The organism is Streptomyces sp. NPDC059477 (genome assembly GCF_042749375.1).
Lineage (GTDB): Bacteria > Actinomycetota > Actinomycetes > Streptomycetales > Streptomycetaceae > Streptomyces.
The window spans coordinates 1-18,996 of the sequence record NZ_JBHYUG010000084.1; the positions used below are offsets into that span (position 1 = coordinate 1).

15 protein-coding genes, 1 pseudogene and 1 riboswitch are annotated in these 18,996 nt (G+C 71.4%); of the genes and pseudogenes, 2 read left to right on the forward strand and 14 right to left on the reverse strand.

The window, feature by feature from the left end:
* Positions 1 to 194 precede the first annotated feature (194 nt).
* Positions 195 to 794: a TetR/AcrR family transcriptional regulator gene (locus ACFXAZ_RS30705; RefSeq protein WP_384597820.1), complete on the forward strand. Its 600-nt coding sequence runs from the start codon at positions 195 to 197 to the stop codon at positions 792 to 794.
* 19 nt (positions 795 to 813) lie between these two features.
* Here ACFXAZ_RS30705 and ACFXAZ_RS30710 read toward each other — a convergent pair whose 3' ends face one another.
* Both ACFXAZ_RS30710 and ACFXAZ_RS30715 read right to left on the reverse strand, forming a co-directional pair.
* Positions 814 to 1,608 carry an SGNH/GDSL hydrolase family protein gene (locus ACFXAZ_RS30710; RefSeq protein ID WP_384597867.1) on the reverse strand — a complete coding sequence of 265 codons (795 nt, stop codon included), beginning with the start codon at positions 1,606 to 1,608 and terminating at the stop codon, positions 814 to 816.
* Between the two features lie 239 nt (positions 1,609 to 1,847).
* A complete protein-coding gene (locus ACFXAZ_RS30715; protein WP_384597822.1) occupies positions 1,848 to 2,858 on the reverse strand; it encodes a peptidoglycan DD-metalloendopeptidase family protein in 1,011 nt (336 codons plus the stop codon).
* 4 nt (positions 2,859 to 2,862) lie between these two features.
* A riboswitch (cyclic di-AMP (ydaO/yuaA leader) is annotated at positions 2,863 to 3,059 on the reverse strand.
* A 422-nt stretch (positions 3,060 to 3,481) separates the two neighbouring features.
* Between ACFXAZ_RS30715 and ACFXAZ_RS30720 the strand changes: the two genes are divergently transcribed.
* Positions 3,482 to 4,279 carry a tyrosine-protein phosphatase gene (locus tag ACFXAZ_RS30720; RefSeq protein WP_384597824.1) on the forward strand — a complete coding sequence of 266 codons (798 nt, stop codon included), beginning with the start codon at positions 3,482 to 3,484 and terminating at the stop codon, positions 4,277 to 4,279.
* A 72-nt stretch (positions 4,280 to 4,351) separates the two neighbouring features.
* On the opposite strand, the gene ACFXAZ_RS30725 is transcribed toward ACFXAZ_RS30720, so the two are convergent.
* The 12 genes and pseudogenes from ACFXAZ_RS30725 to hpnC all read right to left on the reverse strand — a co-directional run bounded on the left by ACFXAZ_RS30725 (position 4,352) and on the right by hpnC (position 18,644).
* On the reverse strand, positions 4,352 to 4,486 hold the full coding sequence (locus ACFXAZ_RS30725; protein ID WP_382686589.1) for a DUF6126 family protein: 135 nt from the start codon (positions 4,484 to 4,486) through the stop codon (positions 4,352 to 4,354).
* A complete protein-coding gene (locus ACFXAZ_RS30730) occupies positions 4,483 to 5,115 on the reverse strand; it encodes a helix-turn-helix domain-containing protein (RefSeq protein ID WP_384597826.1) in 633 nt (210 codons plus the stop codon). Before ACFXAZ_RS30730 ends, ACFXAZ_RS30725 begins: the two co-directional genes overlap by 4 nt.
* A gap of 171 nt (positions 5,116 to 5,286) precedes the next feature.
* A complete protein-coding gene (locus tag ACFXAZ_RS30735) occupies positions 5,287 to 6,696 on the reverse strand; it encodes an aspartate aminotransferase family protein (RefSeq protein WP_384597828.1) in 1,410 nt (469 codons plus the stop codon).
* 302 nt (positions 6,697 to 6,998) lie between these two features.
* Positions 6,999 to 8,885: pseudogene (dxs, locus tag ACFXAZ_RS30740) on the reverse strand (1-deoxy-D-xylulose-5-phosphate synthase); the annotation flags it as partial.
* 82 nt (positions 8,886 to 8,967) lie between these two features.
* Positions 8,968 to 10,125, reverse strand: coding sequence for a flavodoxin-dependent (E)-4-hydroxy-3-methylbut-2-enyl-diphosphate synthase (ispG, locus tag ACFXAZ_RS30745; RefSeq protein WP_384597829.1), 1,158 nt, complete (start codon positions 10,123 to 10,125; stop codon positions 8,968 to 8,970).
* A gap of 4 nt (positions 10,126 to 10,129) precedes the next feature.
* On the reverse strand, positions 10,130 to 11,152 hold the full coding sequence (hpnH, locus tag ACFXAZ_RS30750) for an adenosyl-hopene transferase HpnH (protein WP_382686600.1): 1,023 nt from the start codon (positions 11,150 to 11,152) through the stop codon (positions 10,130 to 10,132).
* A gap of 5 nt (positions 11,153 to 11,157) precedes the next feature.
* Positions 11,158 to 11,799 carry a 1-hydroxy-2-methyl-2-butenyl 4-diphosphate reductase gene (locus tag ACFXAZ_RS30755; protein ID WP_384597831.1) on the reverse strand — a complete coding sequence of 214 codons (642 nt, stop codon included), beginning with the start codon at positions 11,797 to 11,799 and terminating at the stop codon, positions 11,158 to 11,160.
* A complete protein-coding gene (shc, locus tag ACFXAZ_RS30760; protein ID WP_384597833.1) occupies positions 11,799 to 13,880 on the reverse strand; it encodes a squalene--hopene cyclase in 2,082 nt (693 codons plus the stop codon). Before shc ends, ACFXAZ_RS30755 begins: the two co-directional genes overlap by 1 nt.
* A 119-nt stretch (positions 13,881 to 13,999) precedes the next feature.
* A complete protein-coding gene (locus ACFXAZ_RS30765; protein ID WP_384597835.1) occupies positions 14,000 to 15,073 on the reverse strand; it encodes a polyprenyl synthetase family protein in 1,074 nt (357 codons plus the stop codon).
* Positions 15,074 to 15,195: 122 nt separating this feature from the next.
* The gene (hpnE, locus tag ACFXAZ_RS30770; protein WP_384597837.1) at positions 15,196 to 16,593 is read right to left on the reverse strand and encodes a hydroxysqualene dehydroxylase HpnE; all 1,398 of its coding nucleotides are present in this window, start codon (positions 16,591 to 16,593) and stop codon (positions 15,196 to 15,198) included.
* A 201-nt stretch (positions 16,594 to 16,794) separates the two neighbouring features.
* Entirely contained in the window at positions 16,795 to 17,745 is a 951-nt protein-coding gene (gene hpnD, locus ACFXAZ_RS30775) for a presqualene diphosphate synthase HpnD (protein WP_384597838.1), read from the reverse strand.
* On the reverse strand, positions 17,742 to 18,644 hold the full coding sequence (gene hpnC, locus ACFXAZ_RS30780; RefSeq protein ID WP_384597840.1) for a squalene synthase HpnC: 903 nt from the start codon (positions 18,642 to 18,644) through the stop codon (positions 17,742 to 17,744). Before hpnC ends, hpnD begins: the two co-directional genes overlap by 4 nt.
* Positions 18,645 to 18,996: the final 352 nt, after the last annotated feature.

An 18,996-nucleotide genomic window follows, 5' to 3' on the forward strand; every position in this document is an offset into this window, starting at 1 on the left:
CCCCGCACCCCCGCACCCCCGCACCCCCCCACCCCCCCACCCCCGCACCCCCGCACCCCCGCACCCCCGCGCCAGGCTGACGCCCCGGGAGGGCCGGAAGCCATCGCCTCGCCACCCACCCCCCACCACCCAGCGGCACACCCCCGTGTAGTCCACCCACCCCCCCCACCACCCCGGGCGATAGGGTGACCGCCGTGGCGAGAGTGCGGTTGAGTGTGGCGGAGCGGCGTGGGGAGATGTTGCGGGCCGCTGTCGAGCAGATCGAGGCACGGGGGGTCGCGGCGGTCCGGATCGCCGACGTGGCCTCGGCGCTCGGGGTGAGCAACGCGCTCGTGCTGTACCACTTCTCCACCAAGGAGAAGCTCGTCGCCGCCGCGTTCACGCACGCCGCCCAGGACGATCTCGCGCAGTTGCGCACCCTGCTCGGCCGCCGGACCAGCGCGCTGCGCCGGCTGCGGTCGGCGGTGCGCTGGTACGCCCCCACCGGGCAGGCCAAGGGCTGGCGGCTGTGGATCGAGGGCTGGGCGGTGGCGCTGCGCGAACCCGCCCTCCAGGAGGTCACCCGCGAGCTGGACCGCGAGTGGAAGGCGGCGCTCGCCGGGGTGATCGCGGAGGGCGTGGCCGCCGGGGAGTTCCGCTGTCCCGACCCGACGGCCACCGCCCTGCGCCTGACGGCCCTGCTGGACGGGCTCGCCGTACAGATCACGTCGTACGCGGGCGCGGTCTCCCGCACCCGCGCACAACAGTGGGTGGACGAGGCCCTGGCCCGGGAACTGGGTCTGGACTCGCTCTGAGAGCCGCCCCCGGACCGAGTCAGGCCACTCGCGCCACCGACTCGATGCGGGTTCTGATGTCGTCCGGGGACAGCGTGCCCTTGGCCGTCACATGGTCGCCCGAGGATTCGCCGCGCAGCCTGCGGCCGATCCAGGGCACCAGATACTCACGGGCCCAGTGGACGTCGTCCCGGCGGACGTCGAGGGTGCCGCGCGGCGGCTGCGGGGGCCAGGCCTGTTCGGGGTCGGCCGGGACATCGACGCCGAGCGCCTGGCCGGCCCGCAGGGCCACCCGGGTATGGCCGTCGGGTGAGAGGTGGAGCCGGTCGTCGTCCCAGGCCCGGCGGTCCTGGACGGACTTCAGGGACCACAGGTCGAGGACCGGGCAGCCATAGCGGTCGGCCACGGCCCGGACATGCCCGTTGTACGTCGCGATCTTGCCGCGCAGATGCTTGAACAGCGGCACCCCGCGGGTGTCGAAGCCGGTCGTCACCAGGACCGTGCCGGCCGTCTCGGTCAGGACGGCGACCGCGCGCTCGAAGCGCTCGGCGACGTCGTCCGGGTCGCTGCCGGGGCGCAGGATGTCATTGCCGCCCGCGGTGAACGAGATCAGATCGGGTGCCAGGTCCACGGCCCGCGGCACCTGGTCCGCCACGATCTGATCGAGCAGTTTGCCCCGCACCGCGAGGTTCGTGTAGTTGAAGTCGCCTTCCGGACACCGGTCCGCGAGCAGCACCGCGAACCGGTCCGCCCAGCCGACGAGCGCCCCGTCGGGGCCGGGGTCGCCCACACCTTCGGTGAAGCTGTCCCCCAGCGCCACGTACGACCCGATCACCGATCTGCTGTCATTCTCCGAATCGTCTGCCACATCGAGCCATGATTCCTCCTCGAATGTGACCTACGCGACCGTAATACGGGGTTGACGGGCGGTGAGATAGGCCACGGCCCAAACCTTGGTCAAGCGCGGAATACCTGGATATCCGACGGACCATCAGAAGTGACAGAAGTGATACGCGCCGAAGGCCGGACCCGGGGATCGGGGGTCCGGCCTTCGGAGTGGAGCGCGGCGGTGCCTCAGCCGACGGAGAGGCCCTTGGAGCGCAGATAGGCGACGGGGTCCACGTCCGAGCCGTAGTCGGGCCCGGTCCGGATCTCGAAGTGCAGGTGCGGGCCGGTGACATTGCCGGTCGCGCCGGAGAGACCGATCTGCTGTCCGGCGGTCACGGACTGGCCCGCCGAGACGGACAGCGAGGACAGATGGGCGTACTCGGCGTAGTAGCCGTCGGCGAGCTTGATGACGACCTCGTTGCCGTACGCGCCGCCCCAGCCGGCCGAGACGACCGTACCGGCGCCGACGGCCTTGAGCGAGGTGCCGGTGGAGACCGTGAAGTCGACACCGGTGTGGTAGCCGCTGGACCACATGCTGCCGGTCTGGTGGTACGGCGTGCCGACGCCGCCGCCCGTGACCGGGAGGCTGTAGGCGCCGGTGCTCGTACCGGTGCTGGTGCTGGTGCTCTCCCCGGAGGCCGCCGACTGCGACTCGGACGACGAGGACGGTGACGACGACTCGTCCCGCTGTGTCGGGGCGTCCGACGCCTGGGACTCGATGGAGCCCGAGGACTGGGTGCTCGGCGCCTCGGAGGCGGTGGTGTCCGAGGACGCGTCGCCGCTGGACGCCTGGGCGCCGAGGGTGAGCTTCAGGCCGGGGTGGATGAGCGACGGATCGCCGCCCACGGCCTCGCGGTTGTCCTCGTAGATCCGCTGCCAGCCACCGCTGATGTCCTGCTCGTCGGCGATCTTCGCGAGATAGTCGCCCACCTTCACGGAGTAGGTCCGCACGCTCGTCCGCGGTGCGGTGGGCTGCTGGTCGGTGACCTGCGCAACGGTCTGCTGGGGCGCCGAGGCGGGAGCGGCGGCGGTGACGGAGCCGGCGGGCTTGTGCGGGACCGACTCCCCGGTGGCCGCGTGGGCGCCGGTGGCTCCCATGAGCGGCAGGGCGAGTGCGGCGCCGCCGGTTCCGGCGACGGCGATGGAGCGGGTGAGACGCAAGGTCCTGGGACGGCGGTGCTTACCCTTCGCGGGCATGACGAATTCCTCTCCGGCGCCTGCGAGGTGAGCTGTCGGGTGCGGGCTGGAGATGCCCGGTCGCGGGAATTGCGCGACTAAACCCCTAGCCGTTCCGGAGACCGGAACAGGCGGTGAAGTCCTGTGGGTCCCCCGCTCCTGCCGAACACGGGTGGGTTAGTGCGGGTTCCGGACGGCGGCAGGATTCGGCGTTCCGTCCGGATTCGGTGGCGAACGTAAGCGACCAAGACGCAAAGGGACAAGCAAGAGGTTCCACCCGAAGGTCCTCTTCTTGATCCGTAGCGGGAATTCCCGGTCACCCTCTGTCGCAATGGCCCTGTCGAATCGCTCGAAGAGCCTTGGAAAACACCTTGATTACGTGAGCATGACGGGCGACACACGGTCACGGATATGACGCTGCTCACGTGCCCCTGCTCCACCTTTCTTTATTCCGCAGCGAGTTGTGGCGAGTGGTCATCAAGGCCACTTAGACTTTCAATTCGGACAGGGGTCCCAGATGCGACACAGAAGGCATCTCGGCCAACTTTGTCGCCATTTCGGCCGTTTCGTCATGTCGTATCGTCGAAGGGCAGCTGCCGCCCGGCGACGGAGCCGGGCGGGCCAGCCGACTGGGAGGAGCCCCCGTGACGCAACAGGTCCCCTCGACCGAGCCCGAACTGGCCGGAGTCCGCAACTTCCGCGATGTCGGCGGACTGCCGACCGTGGACGGCCGCCGGGTGCGCCACGGAGTGCTGTACCGCAGCGGCCATCTCGCGCACGCGACCCCCGAGGACGCCGCGTTCCTGGCCACCCTCGGGCTGCACACGATCTTCGACTTCCGCAACGCCGCGGACCAGCGCCTCGAAGGCCAGGACGTCGAGCTGCCCGGTGTGCGCAATCTGAACCTGCCGCTGAGCGACCCCGCCGACGGCGCCGAGTTCTGGACGATGATCCGGGACGGCGATGTGGCCCTGCTGCGGGAGATCCTCTCCGGGGGCCGGGCCGAGAGCCGGATGGTCGACTCGTACCGCGTGATCATCAAGGAGCGCACCGCCGAGCACTCCCGGGTGCTGCACGCCCTCGCCGAGGACAGCGTCCCGGCCCTGATGCACTGCGCGGCCGGCAAGGACCGCGCGGGTCTGTCCATCGCGGTGACTCTGCTGGCGGTCGGCGTGGAGCGCGAGGCGATCCTCGCGGACTATCTGGAGTCCAACGCCACCCACCGCCGGTACAAGGTGCGCCGCAGCGGCACCTCCCCCTCCGCCTACGCCCCGGAGGTCATGGAGCTGATCAGCCCGCTCTTCGACGCGCGCGCCGAGTATCTGACCGCGGCGATCGACACCATCGACGAGACCTGGGGCGGCGTCGACGCCTATCTGGAGCGGGCCCTGCGGATCACCCCGGAGCGGCGCGACCGGCTGCGGGAACGGCTGCTCGACTGAGCGCCCGCTCCGCCTGGTCCCGCCCGCCTGGTCCCGCCCGCCCGGTCCCGCCCCGACCGGCCGCCGGGCCGGCTACTTCCCGCCGACCTCGAACAGCAGATACAGGAACGTGGCGAAGACGTGCCCGGCCACGACGTAGATGAACAGCCTCAGCCAGACACCGAGGTGCCGCTTCTCCTTGGGCTTGATCGCCTTGGGCTCACTCATGGCGTTTTTTCTCCCGTGATCGGGCCGAGGCACAGCGCGGCCGTGGGGCTCTGCAAGAGGGTGTGGACGAACAGCAGCTCGACCCCGTCCGGGTCCTGAGCGGCGATCCGGTGCGGGGTCAGCGAGTCGAAGTGCGCGCTGTCCCCGGCACCGAGCTGATGGGCGGAGTCCCCGAGGCGCAGCCGCAGCCGGCCCGTGAGGACATACAGCCACTCCTCGCCGGGATGCACGCGCACGATGTCGCCCTGGGAGCCGTAGGGCACCTGGACGCGCAGCGCCTGCATGCCCCGGCCGGGCGCGCCGGCCTGCCAGTACGTCCAGCCGCCCGCCTCGGTCGGATCCTTGTGGGCGGCGCGCAGGACGGCGTCCCGGTCGGGGACGGTCTCGCCGAGCAGCTCGGAGACCGTCGTACCGTAGACACGGGCGAGGGAGAGCAGCATGGGGAGCGAGGGCTGGCGCCCGCCGGTCTCCAGCCGGGAGAGGTGGGCGGGCGACAGTCCGGCGGCGCGGGCCGCGGCCTCCAGGGTGAGCGAGGCCCGGCGGCGCAGGGCGCGCAGCTGCGGGGCGACGGCCGGCAGCGGCTCGGCCGCCTCCGGCTCGACGTCGTGAGGGTGGCTCATGCCCTCCATTGAGCCGGATTCTTACCTCTAAGGCAAATTCCTTGCCTCAGAGACAAGAGTCTTCCCGGTGGCCGGTGCTCACCCTCACCTGTCGGCGGCCACCGCCGGCTTCACCAGCTCACCTGTCGGCCACCGCCGGCTTCACCAGCTCACCTGTCGGCCACCGCCGGCTTCACCAGCTCACCTGTTGGCCACCGCCTGCTTCACCAGCGTCCTGCCGAAGTCCCAGATCAGCCCGCCACCGCTGTGCGCGTCGTCCATGATCTCCGTGAAGGCGTCCACGAACCGGTCGACCTCCTTCTCCCCCACGATCAGCGGCGGGATCAGTTTGATCACCTCCAGATGGTCGCCGGAGACCTGGGTGAGGATCCGGTGCCGCTGGAGCAGCGGCACGACCACCATCTGCGCGAACAGGCCCTTGCGGGCCGCCTGGAGCATGGTCCAGCGGCTGCGCAGCCCCAGCGACCTGGGCCGGCCGAACTCGATGCCGACCATCAGGCCCCGCCCGCGCACATCGGCGAGCAGCTCGTACTTGTCGACCAGCGCCGCCAGCCGGGACCTCAGCAGGTCGCCGGTCGCGCGCGCGTTGGCCACGATCCGCTCGTTCTCCATGACCGACAGGACCGCGAGGCCCGCCGCCATGGCCTGGGCGTTGCCGCCGAAGCTCGCCGAGTGGACCAGCACCCGGTCGATGGACGAATAGACCTTCTTGAAGATCCAGTCCTTGCCGAGCGTCGCCCCGACCGGCACATAACCGCCGGACAGCGCCTTCGCCACGCAGACAAGATCCGGCTCCACGCCCTCCTCGTGCTGATAGGCGTAGAAGTCGCCGGTGCGGCCCAGGCCGGTCTGCACCTCGTCCGCGATCAGCAGCGCCTTGTGCCGGTGCAGCAGCTCCTGGGCGGCCCGCAGATAGCCGGGCGGCGTCTCGTGCACCCCCTTGCCCTGGATGGGCTCCACGATCAGGGCGGCCACGTCGCCCTTCCTCAGCTCGCGCGCGAGGGCGTCGAGATCGCCGAGCGGGACGGCCGTGTCGGGCAGCAGCGGGGCGAAGCCGTCCCGGAAGCCGTCCTCGCCGTTGACGGACAGCGAGCCCGTGGTCAGCCCGTGGAAGGCGTGCGCGCAGTACAGGACCCTGGGCCTGCCCGTGGCCCGGCGGGCGAACTTCAGCGCGGTCTCCACCGCCTCCGTGCCGCTGTTGCCGAAGAACACCCGGTCCAGGTGCGGGCTGTGCGCCAGCAGCCGCTCGGCCAGCAGACCGGGCAGCGGCGGGCAGTCGAAGCGGGTCAGGTCGGCGAGCTGGGCGTCCAGGACGTCGTGCAGCGCCCGGCGGACCACGGGGTGATGCCGGCCCAGGCCCATCACCCCGAACCCGGCGAGCATGTCCAGGTAGTCCGCGCCGTCCGCGTCCCAGAAATAGGCGCCCTCGGCCCGCTCGTAGACCTTGTCGAAGCCGATGGTGTGCAGCATGCGCGGGAGCTGGTGGTTCAGATACCGGGTGTGCAGCTCGTAGCGCTCGGCGCCACGCTCGGCCAGCAGGGCGGCGAGATCGAATCCACCGCCCCCGGCCGCTCCTTCCGCGGTGGTCATCGCGGGGTCTCCTCGGACGGCGGCTTCTCCACGCTCTTCACATTCTTCGTGGTCTTCACGGGCTTGGCGGTTTTGGCCGTCTTGGCCGTCTTGGCCGTCTTGGCCGTCTTGGCCGTCTCGGCGGTTCTGGCGGTTCTGGCGTTCTTGACGTTCTTGACGGCGGTCGTCGTCGTGGGGGTGGTGCGGGGGGTGCCGTTCGCGGTACGGGGGGTGCGCCTCGGCGTCGTACGGCTCGTGCCGTTGGCGGCACGGCTCGGGCCCGGGCCCTTCACCGGGTCCTCGGCCGCGCTCGTCACCGGGTCCTCGGCGGCCCCCTTCGCCGCCAGGCTCGCCCCGATCCGCCCCGCGATGTCCACCGGCGTCAGCCCGATGTCCGCGAGGACCTCGCCGCGCTTGGCGTGGGCGAGGAACTGCTCGGGGATGCCGAAGCGCCGTACCGGCACATCCACCTCGGCGTCGCCCAGCGCGAGCGCCACCGCCGAGCCGACGCCGGCCGCGCGGCTGTTGTCCTCGACCACCGCGACCAGCCGGTGCCCGGCGGCGAGAGCGGGCAGCGCGGGATCGACGGGCTTGACCCAGCGCGGGTCCACGACCGTGCAGCCGATGCCGCGGGCCGCGAGCAGTTCGGCGGCCTTGAGGCACACCGGGGCCATCACCCCGACCGCCACCAGCAGCACCTGCGCCGTGCCGGGCCCGTCGGGCCGGTGCAGCACGTCGATCCCCCCGATCCGGTCGACCGCCGGGATCGACGCACCGACGGACTCCTTCGGGAAGCGGACCAGTGTCGGCGCGTCGTCCACGGCGACCGCCTCCCGCAGTTGCGCGCGCAGCTGATCCGCGTCGCGTGGCGCGGCGATCCGCAGGCCGGGCACGACCTGGAGCACGGACAGGTCCCACATGCCGTTGTGGGAGGCGCCGTCGGTACCGGTGATCCCGGCCCGGTCCAGGACGAAGGTCACCCCGCAGCGGTGCAGGGCGACATCCATGAGGAGCTGGTCGAAGGCGCGGTTGAGGAAGGTCGCGTACAGGGCGACCACCGGGTGCAGTCCGCCGGTCGCGAGGCCCGCCGCCGAGACCGCCGCGTGCTGCTCGGCGATGCCGACGTCCCACACCCGGTCCGGGAACCGTTCGGCGAAGGCGCCGAGGCCGACCGGGTGCAGCATGGCCGCCGTGATCGCCACGACGTCCTCGCGCTCCTCGCCGATCGCCACGATCTCCTCGCCGAAGACCGAGGTCCAGGAGGGCGCGGGCGAGGGGGTCAGGGGCTCGCAGGTGAGCGGGTCCATCACCCCGACGGTGTGGAAGTGGTCCTCCTCGTGCGCGAGGGCCGGTTCGTAGCCGCGGCCCTTCTCGGTGAGGCAGTGCACCAGGACCGGGCCGTGGAAACGTTTCGCTCGGCGCAGCGCGGACTCGACGGCGCCCAGGTCGTGGCCGTCGATCGGGCCGACGTACTTCAGCCCCAGGTCCTCGAACATGCCCTGCGGGGCGAAGGCATCCTTGAAGCCCTTCTTGGCGCCGTGCAGGGCCTCGTAGACGGGGGCGCCGACCACGGGCGTGCGCTGGAGGACCTCTTTGCCCCAGGCCAGCACCTGCTCGTAGCTGTCGGTGGTGCGCAGGGTGGCGAGATGGTTGGCGAGGCCGCCGATGGTGGGGGCGTAGGAGCGCTCGTTGTCGTTGACGACGATGATCAGCGGGCGGTTCTTGGCCGCCGCGATGTTGTTGAGCGCCTCCCAGGCCATGCCGCCGGTCAGCGCCCCGTCGCCGATGACCGCGACGACATGGCCCTTCTCGCCCTGCACCTCGCGGGCCTTGGCGAGGCCGTCGGCCCAGCCGAGCGCCGTGGAGGCGTGGCTGTTCTCGACGATGTCGTGCTCGGACTCCTCGCGCGAGGGGTAGCCGGACAGGCCGCCCTTGGAGCGCAGCTTGGAGAAGTCCTGGCGGCCGGTCAGCAGCTTGTGCACATAGCTCTGGTGGCCGGTGTCCCACACGATGCGGTCGCGCGGCGACTCGAAGACCCGGTGCAGCGCGACGGTGAGTTCCACCACGCCCAGATTGGGTCCCAGATGCCCGCCGGTCCTGGCGACCGCCTGCACCAGGAACTCCCTGATCTCTCCGGACAGTTCAGCGAGCTGCGCCTCGGTCAGCGCCTTCAGATCGCGTGGTCCCCGGATGGACTCCAGAATCGTCACGCTCGGCCCCCTTCGGTCCGTGCTGTTTCCCACACGTGCAATCCAACCCGTCCTGTTCAACCCGTGCTGTCACACGTGCCGTTCACGTCACGGTGACGGCCGGCGCCCCCGGCCCCACGCCGTCCCTCTCCATCCGCTCGGCGATCTTCAGCGCCTCCTCGATGAGGGTCTCCACGATTCTGGACTCGGGGACGGTCTTCACGACCTCGCCCTTGACGAAGATCTGGCCCTTGCCGTTGCCGGAGGCGACGCCGAGATCGGCCTCGCGGGCCTCGCCGGGGCCGTTGACGACACACCCCATCACCGCCACCCTGAGCGGCACCTCCATGCCCTCCAGACCGGCCGTGACCTCGTCCGCCAGCTTGTAGACGTCGACCTGGGCGCGTCCGCAGGACGGGCAGGAGACGATCTCCAGCCGCCGCTGTTTCAGGTTCAGGGACTCCAGGATCTGGAGGCCGACCTTGACCTCCTGGGCGGGCGGCGCGCTCAGGGAGACCCGGATGGTGTCCCCGATGCCCTGGGAGAGCAGGGCGCCGAAGGCCACGGCCGACTTGATGGTGCCCTGGAAGGCGGGACCCGCCTCCGTCACGCCGAGGTGCAGCGGGTAGTCGCACTGGGCGGCGAGCTGCCGGTACGCCTCGATCATCACGACCGGGTCGTTGTGCTTGACCGAGATCTTGATGTCCCGGAAGCCGTGCTCCTCGAAGAGCGACGCCTCCCACAGGGCCGATTCCACCAGGGCCTCGGGGGTCGCCTTGCCGTACTTCTGGAGCAGCCGCCGGTCCAGCGAACCCGCGTTGACCCCGATCCGGATCGGCGTCCCGTGCTCGTTGGCCGCCTTCGCGATCTCGCGCACCTTGTCGTCGAACTGCTTGATGTTGCCCGGGTTGACCCGGACGGCCGCGCAGCCCGCCTCGATGGCGGCGAACACGTACTTCGGCTGGAAGTGGATGTCGGCGATCACCGGGATCTGCGACTTGCGCGCGATCGTCGACAACGCGTCCGCGTCGTCCTGCGTCGGACAGGCCACCCGGACGATCTGGCAGCCGGACGCGGTCAGCTCGGCGATCTGCTGGAGCGTGGCGCCGATGTCCGACGTACGGGTCGTCGTCATCGACTGCACCGACACCGGGGCCCCGCCCCCGACCGCCACCGGCCCGACCTGGATCCGCCGCGACACCCGCCGCTCGGCGACCGGCCGGACCGGTACCTCGGGAACGCCCAAGGAAATGGCGGTCATCGCGTCAGTCCCGGTTCCCGTTGACCGTCTCGCGCATGGCCCGCAGCGACTCCTTGAGCGAGCCCATGGTGGCCAGGACCGCGGTGGGCTCGTAGCCGCAGTGCGCCATGCAGTTGGCGCAGCGCGGGTCCTTGCCCCGGCCGTACTTGTCCCAGTCGGTCTCCTCGATGAGTTCACGGTACGTCGGCACGTACCCGTCGCTCATCAGATAGCAGGGGCGCTGCCAGCCGAACAGGGAGTAGTTGGGGATCGCCCAGGCGGTGCAGGGGAAGTCGACCTTGCCCTCCAGGAAGTCCAGGAAGAGCGGGGAGTGGTTCAGCCGCCACTTGCGCCGGTTGCCGCCGGAGAACGCCTTCTTGAACAGCTCCCGGGTCTGCTCCACGCCCAGGAAGTGCTCCTGGTCGGGGGCCTTCTCGTAGGCGTAGGCGGGCGAGATCATCATCTCGTCGACCTTGAGGTCGTCGTTGAGGAAGTTGAGCACCTCGACGATGGTCTGCGGGGTGTCGGTGTTGAAAAAGGTCGAGTTGGTGGTGACCCGGAAGCCGCGCCGCTTGGCCTCCTTGATGGCGGCCACCGCCTCGTCGAACACGCCCTCCTTGGCCACCGACTCGTCGTGGCGCTCGCGCAGGCCGTCGATGTGGACGGCGAAGGCGAAGTAGGGCGAGGGCGTGAACTTGTCCATCTTCTTGCGCAGCAGCATGGCGTTGGTGCACAGGAAGACGTACTTCCGCTTGGCCACCAACTGACGCACGATCTCATCGATCTGCGGGTGCATCAGGGGCTCGCCACCGGCGATGGACACCATCGGGGCGCCGGATTCGAGGACCGCCCCCACGGCCTGGGCGACCGGCATGCGCTGCTTGAGCACCCCGGCCGGGTGCTGGATCTTGCCGCAGCCCTCGCACTTCAGATTGCAGGCGAACAGCGGTTCAAGCTCCACGATCAGCGGGAACTTGTCGCGCCGACGCAGCTTCTGTTCGGCCAAGTATGTAGCGACCTTGATGGACTGGCGCAGCGGCATGGCCATCGGGCTCACCTCCTGGGGAGCAGCACATTACGGTGCCATTCGAAGAAAGTCGGTAGTACGGAACGCAGGACGCGGAAAGCTGATATTCCACCGCGCACCGTGCCGATCCGGACGAGTTCATGTTCTGGAGCGTCCACGACCACCCGGACGGCCGCAACCGGGCGCTCGCCCGCGCGGACGGCGCTCAGAAGCGTGGCGGCGGACTCCATGTCGACCGCGATCGCGCCGGTGGCCCGTAGATCGGACCGTTCCTGGCCGCGTACGACATGGTCGGAGCCGGTGAGCGGGCCGGTGTGGACGGTGCGGCCGGGCAGGGCCCGGGTCAGCTCCTCGACGAGCGGTGCGGTGCCCGTGCAGGTCACGGTCCCGCGCGGGTCGCGGGTCTCCTCGGCGACGACCAGGTCCCCGGGGTGCATACCGGGGGCGAGTCCGGCGCAGAAGCCGGTGGCGAGGACGGCGGCCCCGGCGAGGGCCGGATCGGCGAGGACCCGGCCCACGGAGCGTTCGGCGGCCCGGGGCCCCATACCGGTGCGCACGACGGTGACCGGCCCGCTCGCGCCGCCGCGCTCGCCCAGGCGCAGGGCGAGGTGCTCGATGCCGAGCGCGCAGGCGATCAGCAGCGGTGCGGCGTCGGGCTGGCGGCCCATCAGCCCTCCCCGGCCCCGGCCAGCGAGCCCTTCCCGGCCTGGGCGCGGGGGCTCTCCCCCAGACGGACCACCGAGCCCTTCACTGCCTCGGCGGGCCGGTTCTTCCCGGGCCCGTCGAAGGGGTCGCCGTGGACATAGCGGCCGAGAGCGGTGAGCGGGAAGACCTGCCGGTAGAGGTGGTAGTTGATGGAGAAGTCCCAGGGGAAGCCGGTGCCGGTGAAGTACGGCTCGTCCCAGGAGCCGTCCTCCCGCTGGGTCTCGGCGAGCCAGCGCACCCCCCGCTCGACGGCCTTGGAGTCCCGTCCCCCGGCCGCGAGCAGCGCCATCAGCGCCCACGCGGTCTGCGAGGCGGTCGAGGCGCCGCTCCCGCTCCAGCTCTTGGTGTCGGAGTAGGAGCGCAGATCCTCGCCCCAGCCGCCGTCCTCGTTCTGCACGGACTCCAGCCAGCCGACGGCCCGGCGGATCGCCGGGTGCGAGCGGGGGATGCCGGCGGCGGTGAGGGCGGGCACCACCGAGCCGGTGCCATAGATGTAGTTGACGCCCCAGCGCCCGAACCACGAGCCGTCCGGCTCCTGTTCGGCGAGCAGCCAGGCGATGCCGCGCCGGGTGCGCGGATCGTCGGCCAGCCCCTCGACGGCGAGCATCTCCACGACGTGGGCGGTGACATCCGCCGAGGGCGGGTCGATGACCTCGCCGAAGTCGCAGAAGGGCAGCTTGTTGGGGAACGGGCTGGTGTTGTCGGCGTCGAAGGCGCCCCAGGCCCCGTCCTTGGACTGCATGCCGAGCTGCCAGCGCACCCCGCGCGCGACCGCCCGCTCCAGCCGCTCCTTGTCGGGGTGGCGGACCCGGCGCAGCGCGAGGACGACCTCGGCGCTGTCGTCGATGTCGGGGTAGTTGTCGTTGTGGAACTCGAACGCCCAGCCGCCGGGCGGCAGTCCGGGCCGGCGCACCGACCAGTCGCCGGGCCGTACGACCTGTTCGCTGATCATCCAGTCGGCGGCCTTGACCAGTTGCGGATGGTCGGCGGGGACGCCCGCGTCGGCGAGCGCGATGGTGGCCAGGCAGGTGTCCCAGACCGGGGACTGGCAGGCCTCGATCATCCGGGCGCCGTCCTCGCGCCACACCGCGTAGCGGTCCAGGGACTCCAGTCCCGCCCGCATCACGGGGTGTTCGAGGTCGTAGCCGAGCAGATGCAGGGCCATGATCGAGTACACGGCGGGTGGCTGGATGCCGCCCCAGCAGCCGTCGTTCTCCTGCCGCTCGATGATCCAGCGGGCGGCGGTGTTCATGGCCGCCTTGCGCAGGGCGCGCGGGGCGACCTTGTGGTAGAGGTGCAGCGCCTTGTCGAGGCGCTGGAAGAGGCCGTCCCAGCTGGCGGCGGGGGCGAGCGGTGTGGCCGGGTTGGGCCGGGCGGGGTCGATGTGCAGTTCGTCGAGCGGGAAGGGCGCCGGGCGCACCGGCCGCTTGGCGGCGACGATGGTGAGCGGCACGATCGTCTGCCGGGCCCAGCAGCCGAAGTCGTAGATGTTGAGCGGCACCCACTTCGGGAAGTAGATGATCTCCGGCGGGAGTTCGGGCAGGTCCTCCCATTTCCACCAGCCGAACAGGGCGAGCCAGACCCGGGTGAAGACCCGGGCGCGGGCCATGCCGCCCTGGGTGCGGATCCAGGCCGCGGCTCTCGCCATGTGCGGGGCGTCGGGTGTGTCCCCGGCCAGCCGGAGGGCGATGTACGCCTCGATGGTGGTGGACAGTTCGCCGGGTCCGCCGAGGAAGGTGGCCCAGGTGCCGTCCTCGCGCTGCTCGCCGCGGATGAAGAGGGCGGCGGCTCGGGTGGTGGACTCGTCGCGGATGCCGAGGAACTGACGCAGCAGCAGATCCTCGGCGTCCATGGTGACATTGGTTTCCAGGTCGCCCTTCCACCAGCCCTGGGCGTCCTGTTGGGAGAGCAGGAAATCCGTGGCGCGCGATGTCGCGCGCCGTGCGGCATCTTGGACCCCGGCCGTGACGGGGGTGGTGCTTTCGCTGGCCGCGGCAGCGCGGGGCGGCAGGGCCCCGGTGCTTCCGTCGGTCGTCGCTGTCATGGCTTCCCCTTCGTGCAGTGTGCAAGTGGTGCGTCTGCTGGGTCCGCCGTCGGCCGGTACGCTCGCTCTGCTCGCTGTACCGGCCGGCGACTACGCGAGGATGTTTCGACCGATAGTGATCATCTCTTTCGTACGACGACGAAGTCGGCGAGCGCCGTGAACCGTGCCCGCACCGCGTCGGGCATGTCGATGGCGTCGAGGGCTTCGATGGCGGTGAGGTGCTGACGGCGGGCTTCCGCGGCGGTCCATTCCCGGCCGCCGGCCTCGTCGATGAGGGCGGCGCGGGCGGCGAACTCCTCCTCGGAGAAGTTCTCGAAGTCGCTGCTCTTGGCGTCCGCGGCGAGGATGTCGCCGAGCCGCTCGGAGGCGGGGCCGCCCGCGGCGAGCGCGGCGACGACGGGCAGGGACTTCTTGCGCTGGCGCAGATCGCTCCACGCCTGCTTGCCGGTGGCCTCCGGGTCGCCCCAGATGCCGAGGAGGTCGTCCACGGCCTGGAAGGCGAGGCCCAGGTGGTAGCCGTATTTCTCCAGGGTGTCGGCGGTGCGGTCGTCCGCGCCGCCGAGCACGGCGCCGATGGAGCTGGCACAGGCCAGCAGGGCGCCGGTCTTGTTGCCCTCCATCTCCAGACACTCCTCGACGCTGACGCGGTCGCGGTGCTCGTAGGAGATGTCCTGGGCCTGCCCGTCGATCAGGGCACGGGTGGCGGTGGTCAGCCGGCGGGTGGCGCGGCCGGCCTCGACGGTGCCCAGTTGCAGCAGCACGTCGTTGGCCAGCGCGAACAGGGCGTCGCCGACGAGGATCGCCTGGGCGGGGCCGTGCACCTTCCACACGGTGTCGCGGTGGCGGCGCTGTTCGTCGCCGTCCATCAGGTCGTCGTGCAGCAGGGAGAAGTTGTGCACGAGTTCGACGGCGACGGCGCCGGGCACGCCGGTCTCGGGCGGGGCGCCGGTGACTTCGGCGGAGAGCACGGCGAGGGCGGGGCGCACCGCCTTGCCGCCGTCGCCGTCGGCGGGCTTGCCCTGGGCGTCGATCCAGCCGAAGTGGTAGGCGGCGACGGTGTCCATGGGCGGGGCCAGGCGGTCCACGGCCGCCCGCAGTACCGGCGTGGCCAGGGTCCGGCCGCGCTCCAGCAGCGCGGACACGTCCACCGCGGGCCATCCAGCGGCCTTCGGGGCCGGGGGCACAGTGGGCACAGTCTCTCCTTCTGTCACGGTGCCGGCGGTGCCAGCGATGCCGGCGATGCCAGTGGTACCGGCGGTGCCGCCAGTACCGGCGGTACTGGCGGTACGGGGGCCCGCCGCGCGCGGGGTGGATCTCACGCGGCCTCCTCGATGTCGAAGAGGCGGGCGGGGCGCGGCCGGCCCAGGGCGCGCAGCGCGGCGTCCGCCGCGCTGACGCCGCTGCGGACCGCACCCTCCATGGTCGCGGGCCAGCCCGTGGCGGTCCACGCTCCGGCCAGGTACAGGCCGGGGGTTCTGGTGCGGGCGCCGGGCCGGAGCCGGGCGACGCCGGGGGCGGGAGCGAAGGTGGCGGTGCGCTCGCGGGTCACGAAGAAGTCCCGTACCCCGGCGCCGCGGGTCAGCGGCAGCAGCCGGGCCAGCTCGGGCAGATAGCGCTCGCGCAGCTCGGCGACCGGCAGGTCGATCTCCTCCTGCGCGGCGGACTGGGACAGCGCGAGGTACTGGCCCTCCTTCAGGCCGGAGGCGTCGGTGCGGTCGAACACCCACTGCACGGGGCTGCCGAGAGCGGCGAGGAACGGGGCGTCGAGCACCTTGCGGTCGTAGACCACATGGACGTTGAGGATGGGCGCGGTGCCGATCTCCAGGAGCCGGCCGGGGGCGTCGAGCGCGCCGTCGGGCAGCAGGTCGTGCGTCTCGCGCTGCGGCACGGCGAGGACGACCGCGTCGGCCTCGATGCTCTCGCCGGGAACCTCGACGCTCCACCGGCCGTTGGTGTGGGGGGAGACGGAGGTGACGCGTGAACGGACCTCGGTACGTACGCCCGCGGAGTCGAGCGCCTTGCGGGCCAGCCGGTCGTGCAGTTCCCCCAGGGGTACATGCGCCCAGCCGATGTCGGCGGCGCCCGGGGCGGACAGCAGACCGGTCTTGAACACCATCGCGGCGAGCGCCAGTGAGGCGTCGCCCGCGACCGCGTTGAGGGTGGCGACCCCGACCAGGTCCCACAGGGCCTCGATGGCACGCGCCGACTGGCCGTGCGCGGCCAGCCAGCTGCCGAAGTCCTGCCGGTCCAGGGCCGGATCGGCGAGGTCGAGCCCCTTCAGCGCGAGTGCGGCGCGGCCCACCTTGGACCGCTCGGCGAGCGAGAGATGCGGGTACGTCGCGAGCGTGCGCCCCAGATGCAGGGGTGCCGGAAGCGCGTCGCGCCGGAGTCTGCCCAGCCGCCGTCCCTCGGGGCGGTCGGCGTCGACGACGGGTACGTCGAGGCGGTCCTGGAGCGGCGCGAGTGCCGTGCCGTCGATCCGGTCGAGGAACCACCGGTAGGCGGTGCAGCAGCGCATGTACACGTGCTGGCCGTTGTCGACGGTCAGTTCGCCGCGCTGGAAGGAGAAGGCGAGACCGCCGAGGCGTGGCCTGCTTTCGAGGAGGGTGACGCGTACGCCCGCGTCCGCGAGGGCGAGGGCCGCGGTGACGCCCGCGAGGCCGCCGCCGACGATCACCGCGTGGCGGGTGGGCCCAGTGGTGCCGTCAGGCATGACGCGCCCTCCCTGCGAGGTGGTGACGGGTGGTGGGGCGGGTGCGCGTGTTCCGTTGCCGGTCGCGCGGTTCTCCGCGCCCCTGGGTGACATGGCCGGGCCGTCTCTGACATCGTGCGGGTTGTTCAGTCAGGGACGCGGGGCGTGGCCGCTGGGTTGCCCCGGGTTTCCCTCCCTCGGTGCTCTGTCCCAGGTCGTCCATCAAGCGCGCCTCCTGACGGTCCTCCGGGTGACATTGCGGGTGTCGAGCCCGGACAGTCCGCGTACGGCGACGTACGCCTTCTCGCGTCCGGGCAGCGAGACCCGGCCGCGCAGCACGGCCTCGGGGTCGCGTTCGATGCGGTCGAGCAGCCTGCGGTAGATACCGGCCATGGCGGCGACACAGGCGCCGCTGCGCCGGTCGAGCATGGGCAGCAGCCGGTAGCCCTCGGCGAAAAGGGCACGGGCGCGGCGTACTTCGAAGTGCACGAGTCCGGCGAAGTCGGCGCCCTCCGGCGGGACCGGTGCGGTGAACCCGGCCGAGCAGCCGAACTTGGCGAGGTCGTCGGCCGGCAGATAGGTGCGCCCGCCCTCGGCGTCCTCGCGCACGTCCCGCAGGATGTTGGTGAGCTGGAGGGCGAGGCCGAGGGTGTCGGCGTACTCGGGGGCCCGCTCGGCGCCGCGCGCGCCGGGTTCCGTGCCGAACACACCGAGCGAGATACGGCCGATGGCGCCCGCGACACAGCGGCAGTAGCCCTTGAGGTCGTCCCAGGTCTCGTAGGTCTCGCCGCGTACGTCCATCTGGACGCCGTCGATCAGTTCGTCCAGGCCGTGGAGCGGGATGGGGAAGGCCGCGGCGGCGTGGGTGAGGGCGACGGCGACGGGGTCGGTGTCGTCCTCGTCGACACCGCCGTCGCGGACGCGGGCGAGCAGGGCCCGGGTCTCGCCCAGCCGTTCCGCCTTGACGTCGTCCGCCAGCTCGCCGTCGCCGATGTCGTCGACCCGGCGGGAGAACGCGTACAGCGCCGACATCGCCCGCCGTTTGGGCGTGGGCAGCAGCCGGATGCCGTAGGCGAAGTTCCTGGCCTGCTGGCCGGTGACGGTCTCGCAGTAGCTGTAGGCGGCGAGTACCGGTGCGGACACGGGCGGTGTCAGCTCCACGGTCCGGATCACCCCTCTCCTCGCAGAGTGACGCCCACCTGGCGCAGCAGCCGGAGCTTGCCGGGCTTGGGCGGGCCGGGAAGTACGTCGTATTCGGCGGCGGTGATCGCGTCGATCGCCGCCCTTCCCCCCGCCACGAACCCCGCGAGCAGCAGCCTGAGCCTGCCGTGGACGCTACCCACCAGGGGGGCGCCTTCATTCAGCAGATCGCGGGCGCGTTGCGCTTCGTAGGCGACCAGGGCGCGCACCGAAGCGCTCGCGCTTCTCGCGGCGAGATCGGATTCCTGGACGTGGAAGCGTTTCATGTCCTCGGCGGGCAGATAGATCCGGTCGCGGCCGAGGTCCTCGGCGACGTCCTGGAGGTGTTCGACGATCTGGAGCGCGGTGCAGATGGCGTCGGAGCGGCGGATCCGCTCGGGGGTCGAGGTGCCGGTGACGCCGAGGACGAGACGGCCCACGGGGTTGGCGGACAGCTCGCAGTAGGCGAGCAGGTCGTCGTAGGTCTCGTAGCGGCTGATCAGCTGGTCCTGGCGGTTGGCGGCGATCAGCGCGAGGAACGGCTCGGGGGTGAGGGCGCGGCGGTGGACCGTGGGCGCGAGGCGGCGCAGCAGGGGGTGGCGCGGGGTGCCGTCGAAGACCCGGCGCAGGTCCGTCTCGAAGGCGTCGAGGAGCTGGAGCCGGTCGTCGGCCCGGCCGGGTGCGACGCCGAGCAGGGCGGCGTCGAGGCCGCCGGGGGCGAGGTCGCCGTCGCCGATGTCGTCCACCAGCCGGGCGAAGCCGTAGACGGCCATCAGATCTTGGCGCCAGTCGCGGGGCAGGAAGAAGGGGGCCACGGGGAAGTTCTCGTCCGCTGCCTTGTCGAGCGTGTCGCGCTCCGGGTCCCGGGTGCGCGTCGCGTCCGCTGCCGTCATCGTTTGCTGCCCGGTGCGGGGACGGCACATGCTGCGAAGAGCTGGGGAGTTTCCGTAGCCATTGCCGTCACATCTCCCGTTCTACACTGCCTACCCAATACACACTATTTCGGACACGCCGCCCGACGCTCGCCGCAGCGGCATCGAGGGCGGGCGCGCGCATTATCGCCCTACTTGCCGCGATTCGGCACCTGTACAGCTTACGTTGTACAACGCATCGCGCACCGTGGGGGTGTCCGGCGCATCACAACAACACACCGATTGGCTCCAAGATTCCTAAGCCGGGCCACAGTTGACGTTTCCTTTGCAGACGCGGGGGGCGGGGGGCGGCGGGGGGGGGGGGGCGCGGGGC

Bases quoted from the DNA above. Each gene is read 5' to 3' on its own strand.
- ACFXAZ_RS30715 (WP_384597822.1), bottom strand. From the start codon at position 2,858: ATGCCCGCGAAGGGTAAGCACCGCCGTCCCAGGACCTTGCGTCTCACC.
- ACFXAZ_RS30725 (WP_382686589.1), bottom strand. From the start codon at position 4,486: ATGAGTGAGCCCAAGGCGATCAAGCCCAAGGAGAAGCGGCACCTCGGT.
- ACFXAZ_RS30730 (WP_384597826.1), bottom strand. From the start codon at position 5,115: ATGGAGGGCATGAGCCACCCTCACGACGTCGAGCCGGAGGCGGCCGAG.
- ACFXAZ_RS30735 (WP_384597828.1), bottom strand. From the start codon at position 6,696: ATGACCACCGCGGAAGGAGCGGCCGGGGGCGGTGGATTCGATCTCGCC.
- ispG (WP_384597829.1), bottom strand. From the start codon at position 10,125: ATGACCGCCATTTCCTTGGGCGTTCCCGAGGTACCGGTCCGGCCGGTC.
- hpnH (WP_382686600.1), bottom strand. From the start codon at position 11,152: ATGGCCATGCCGCTGCGCCAGTCCATCAAGGTCGCTACATACTTGGCC.
- ACFXAZ_RS30755 (WP_384597831.1), bottom strand. From the start codon at position 11,799: ATGGGCCGCCAGCCCGACGCCGCACCGCTGCTGATCGCCTGCGCGCTC.
- shc (WP_384597833.1), bottom strand. From the start codon at position 13,880: ATGACAGCGACGACCGACGGAAGCACCGGGGCCCTGCCGCCCCGCGCT.
- hpnE (WP_384597837.1), bottom strand. From the start codon at position 16,593: ATGCCTGACGGCACCACTGGGCCCACCCGCCACGCGGTGATCGTCGGC.
- hpnC (WP_384597840.1), bottom strand. From the start codon at position 18,644: ATGACGGCAGCGGACGCGACGCGCACCCGGGACCCGGAGCGCGACACG.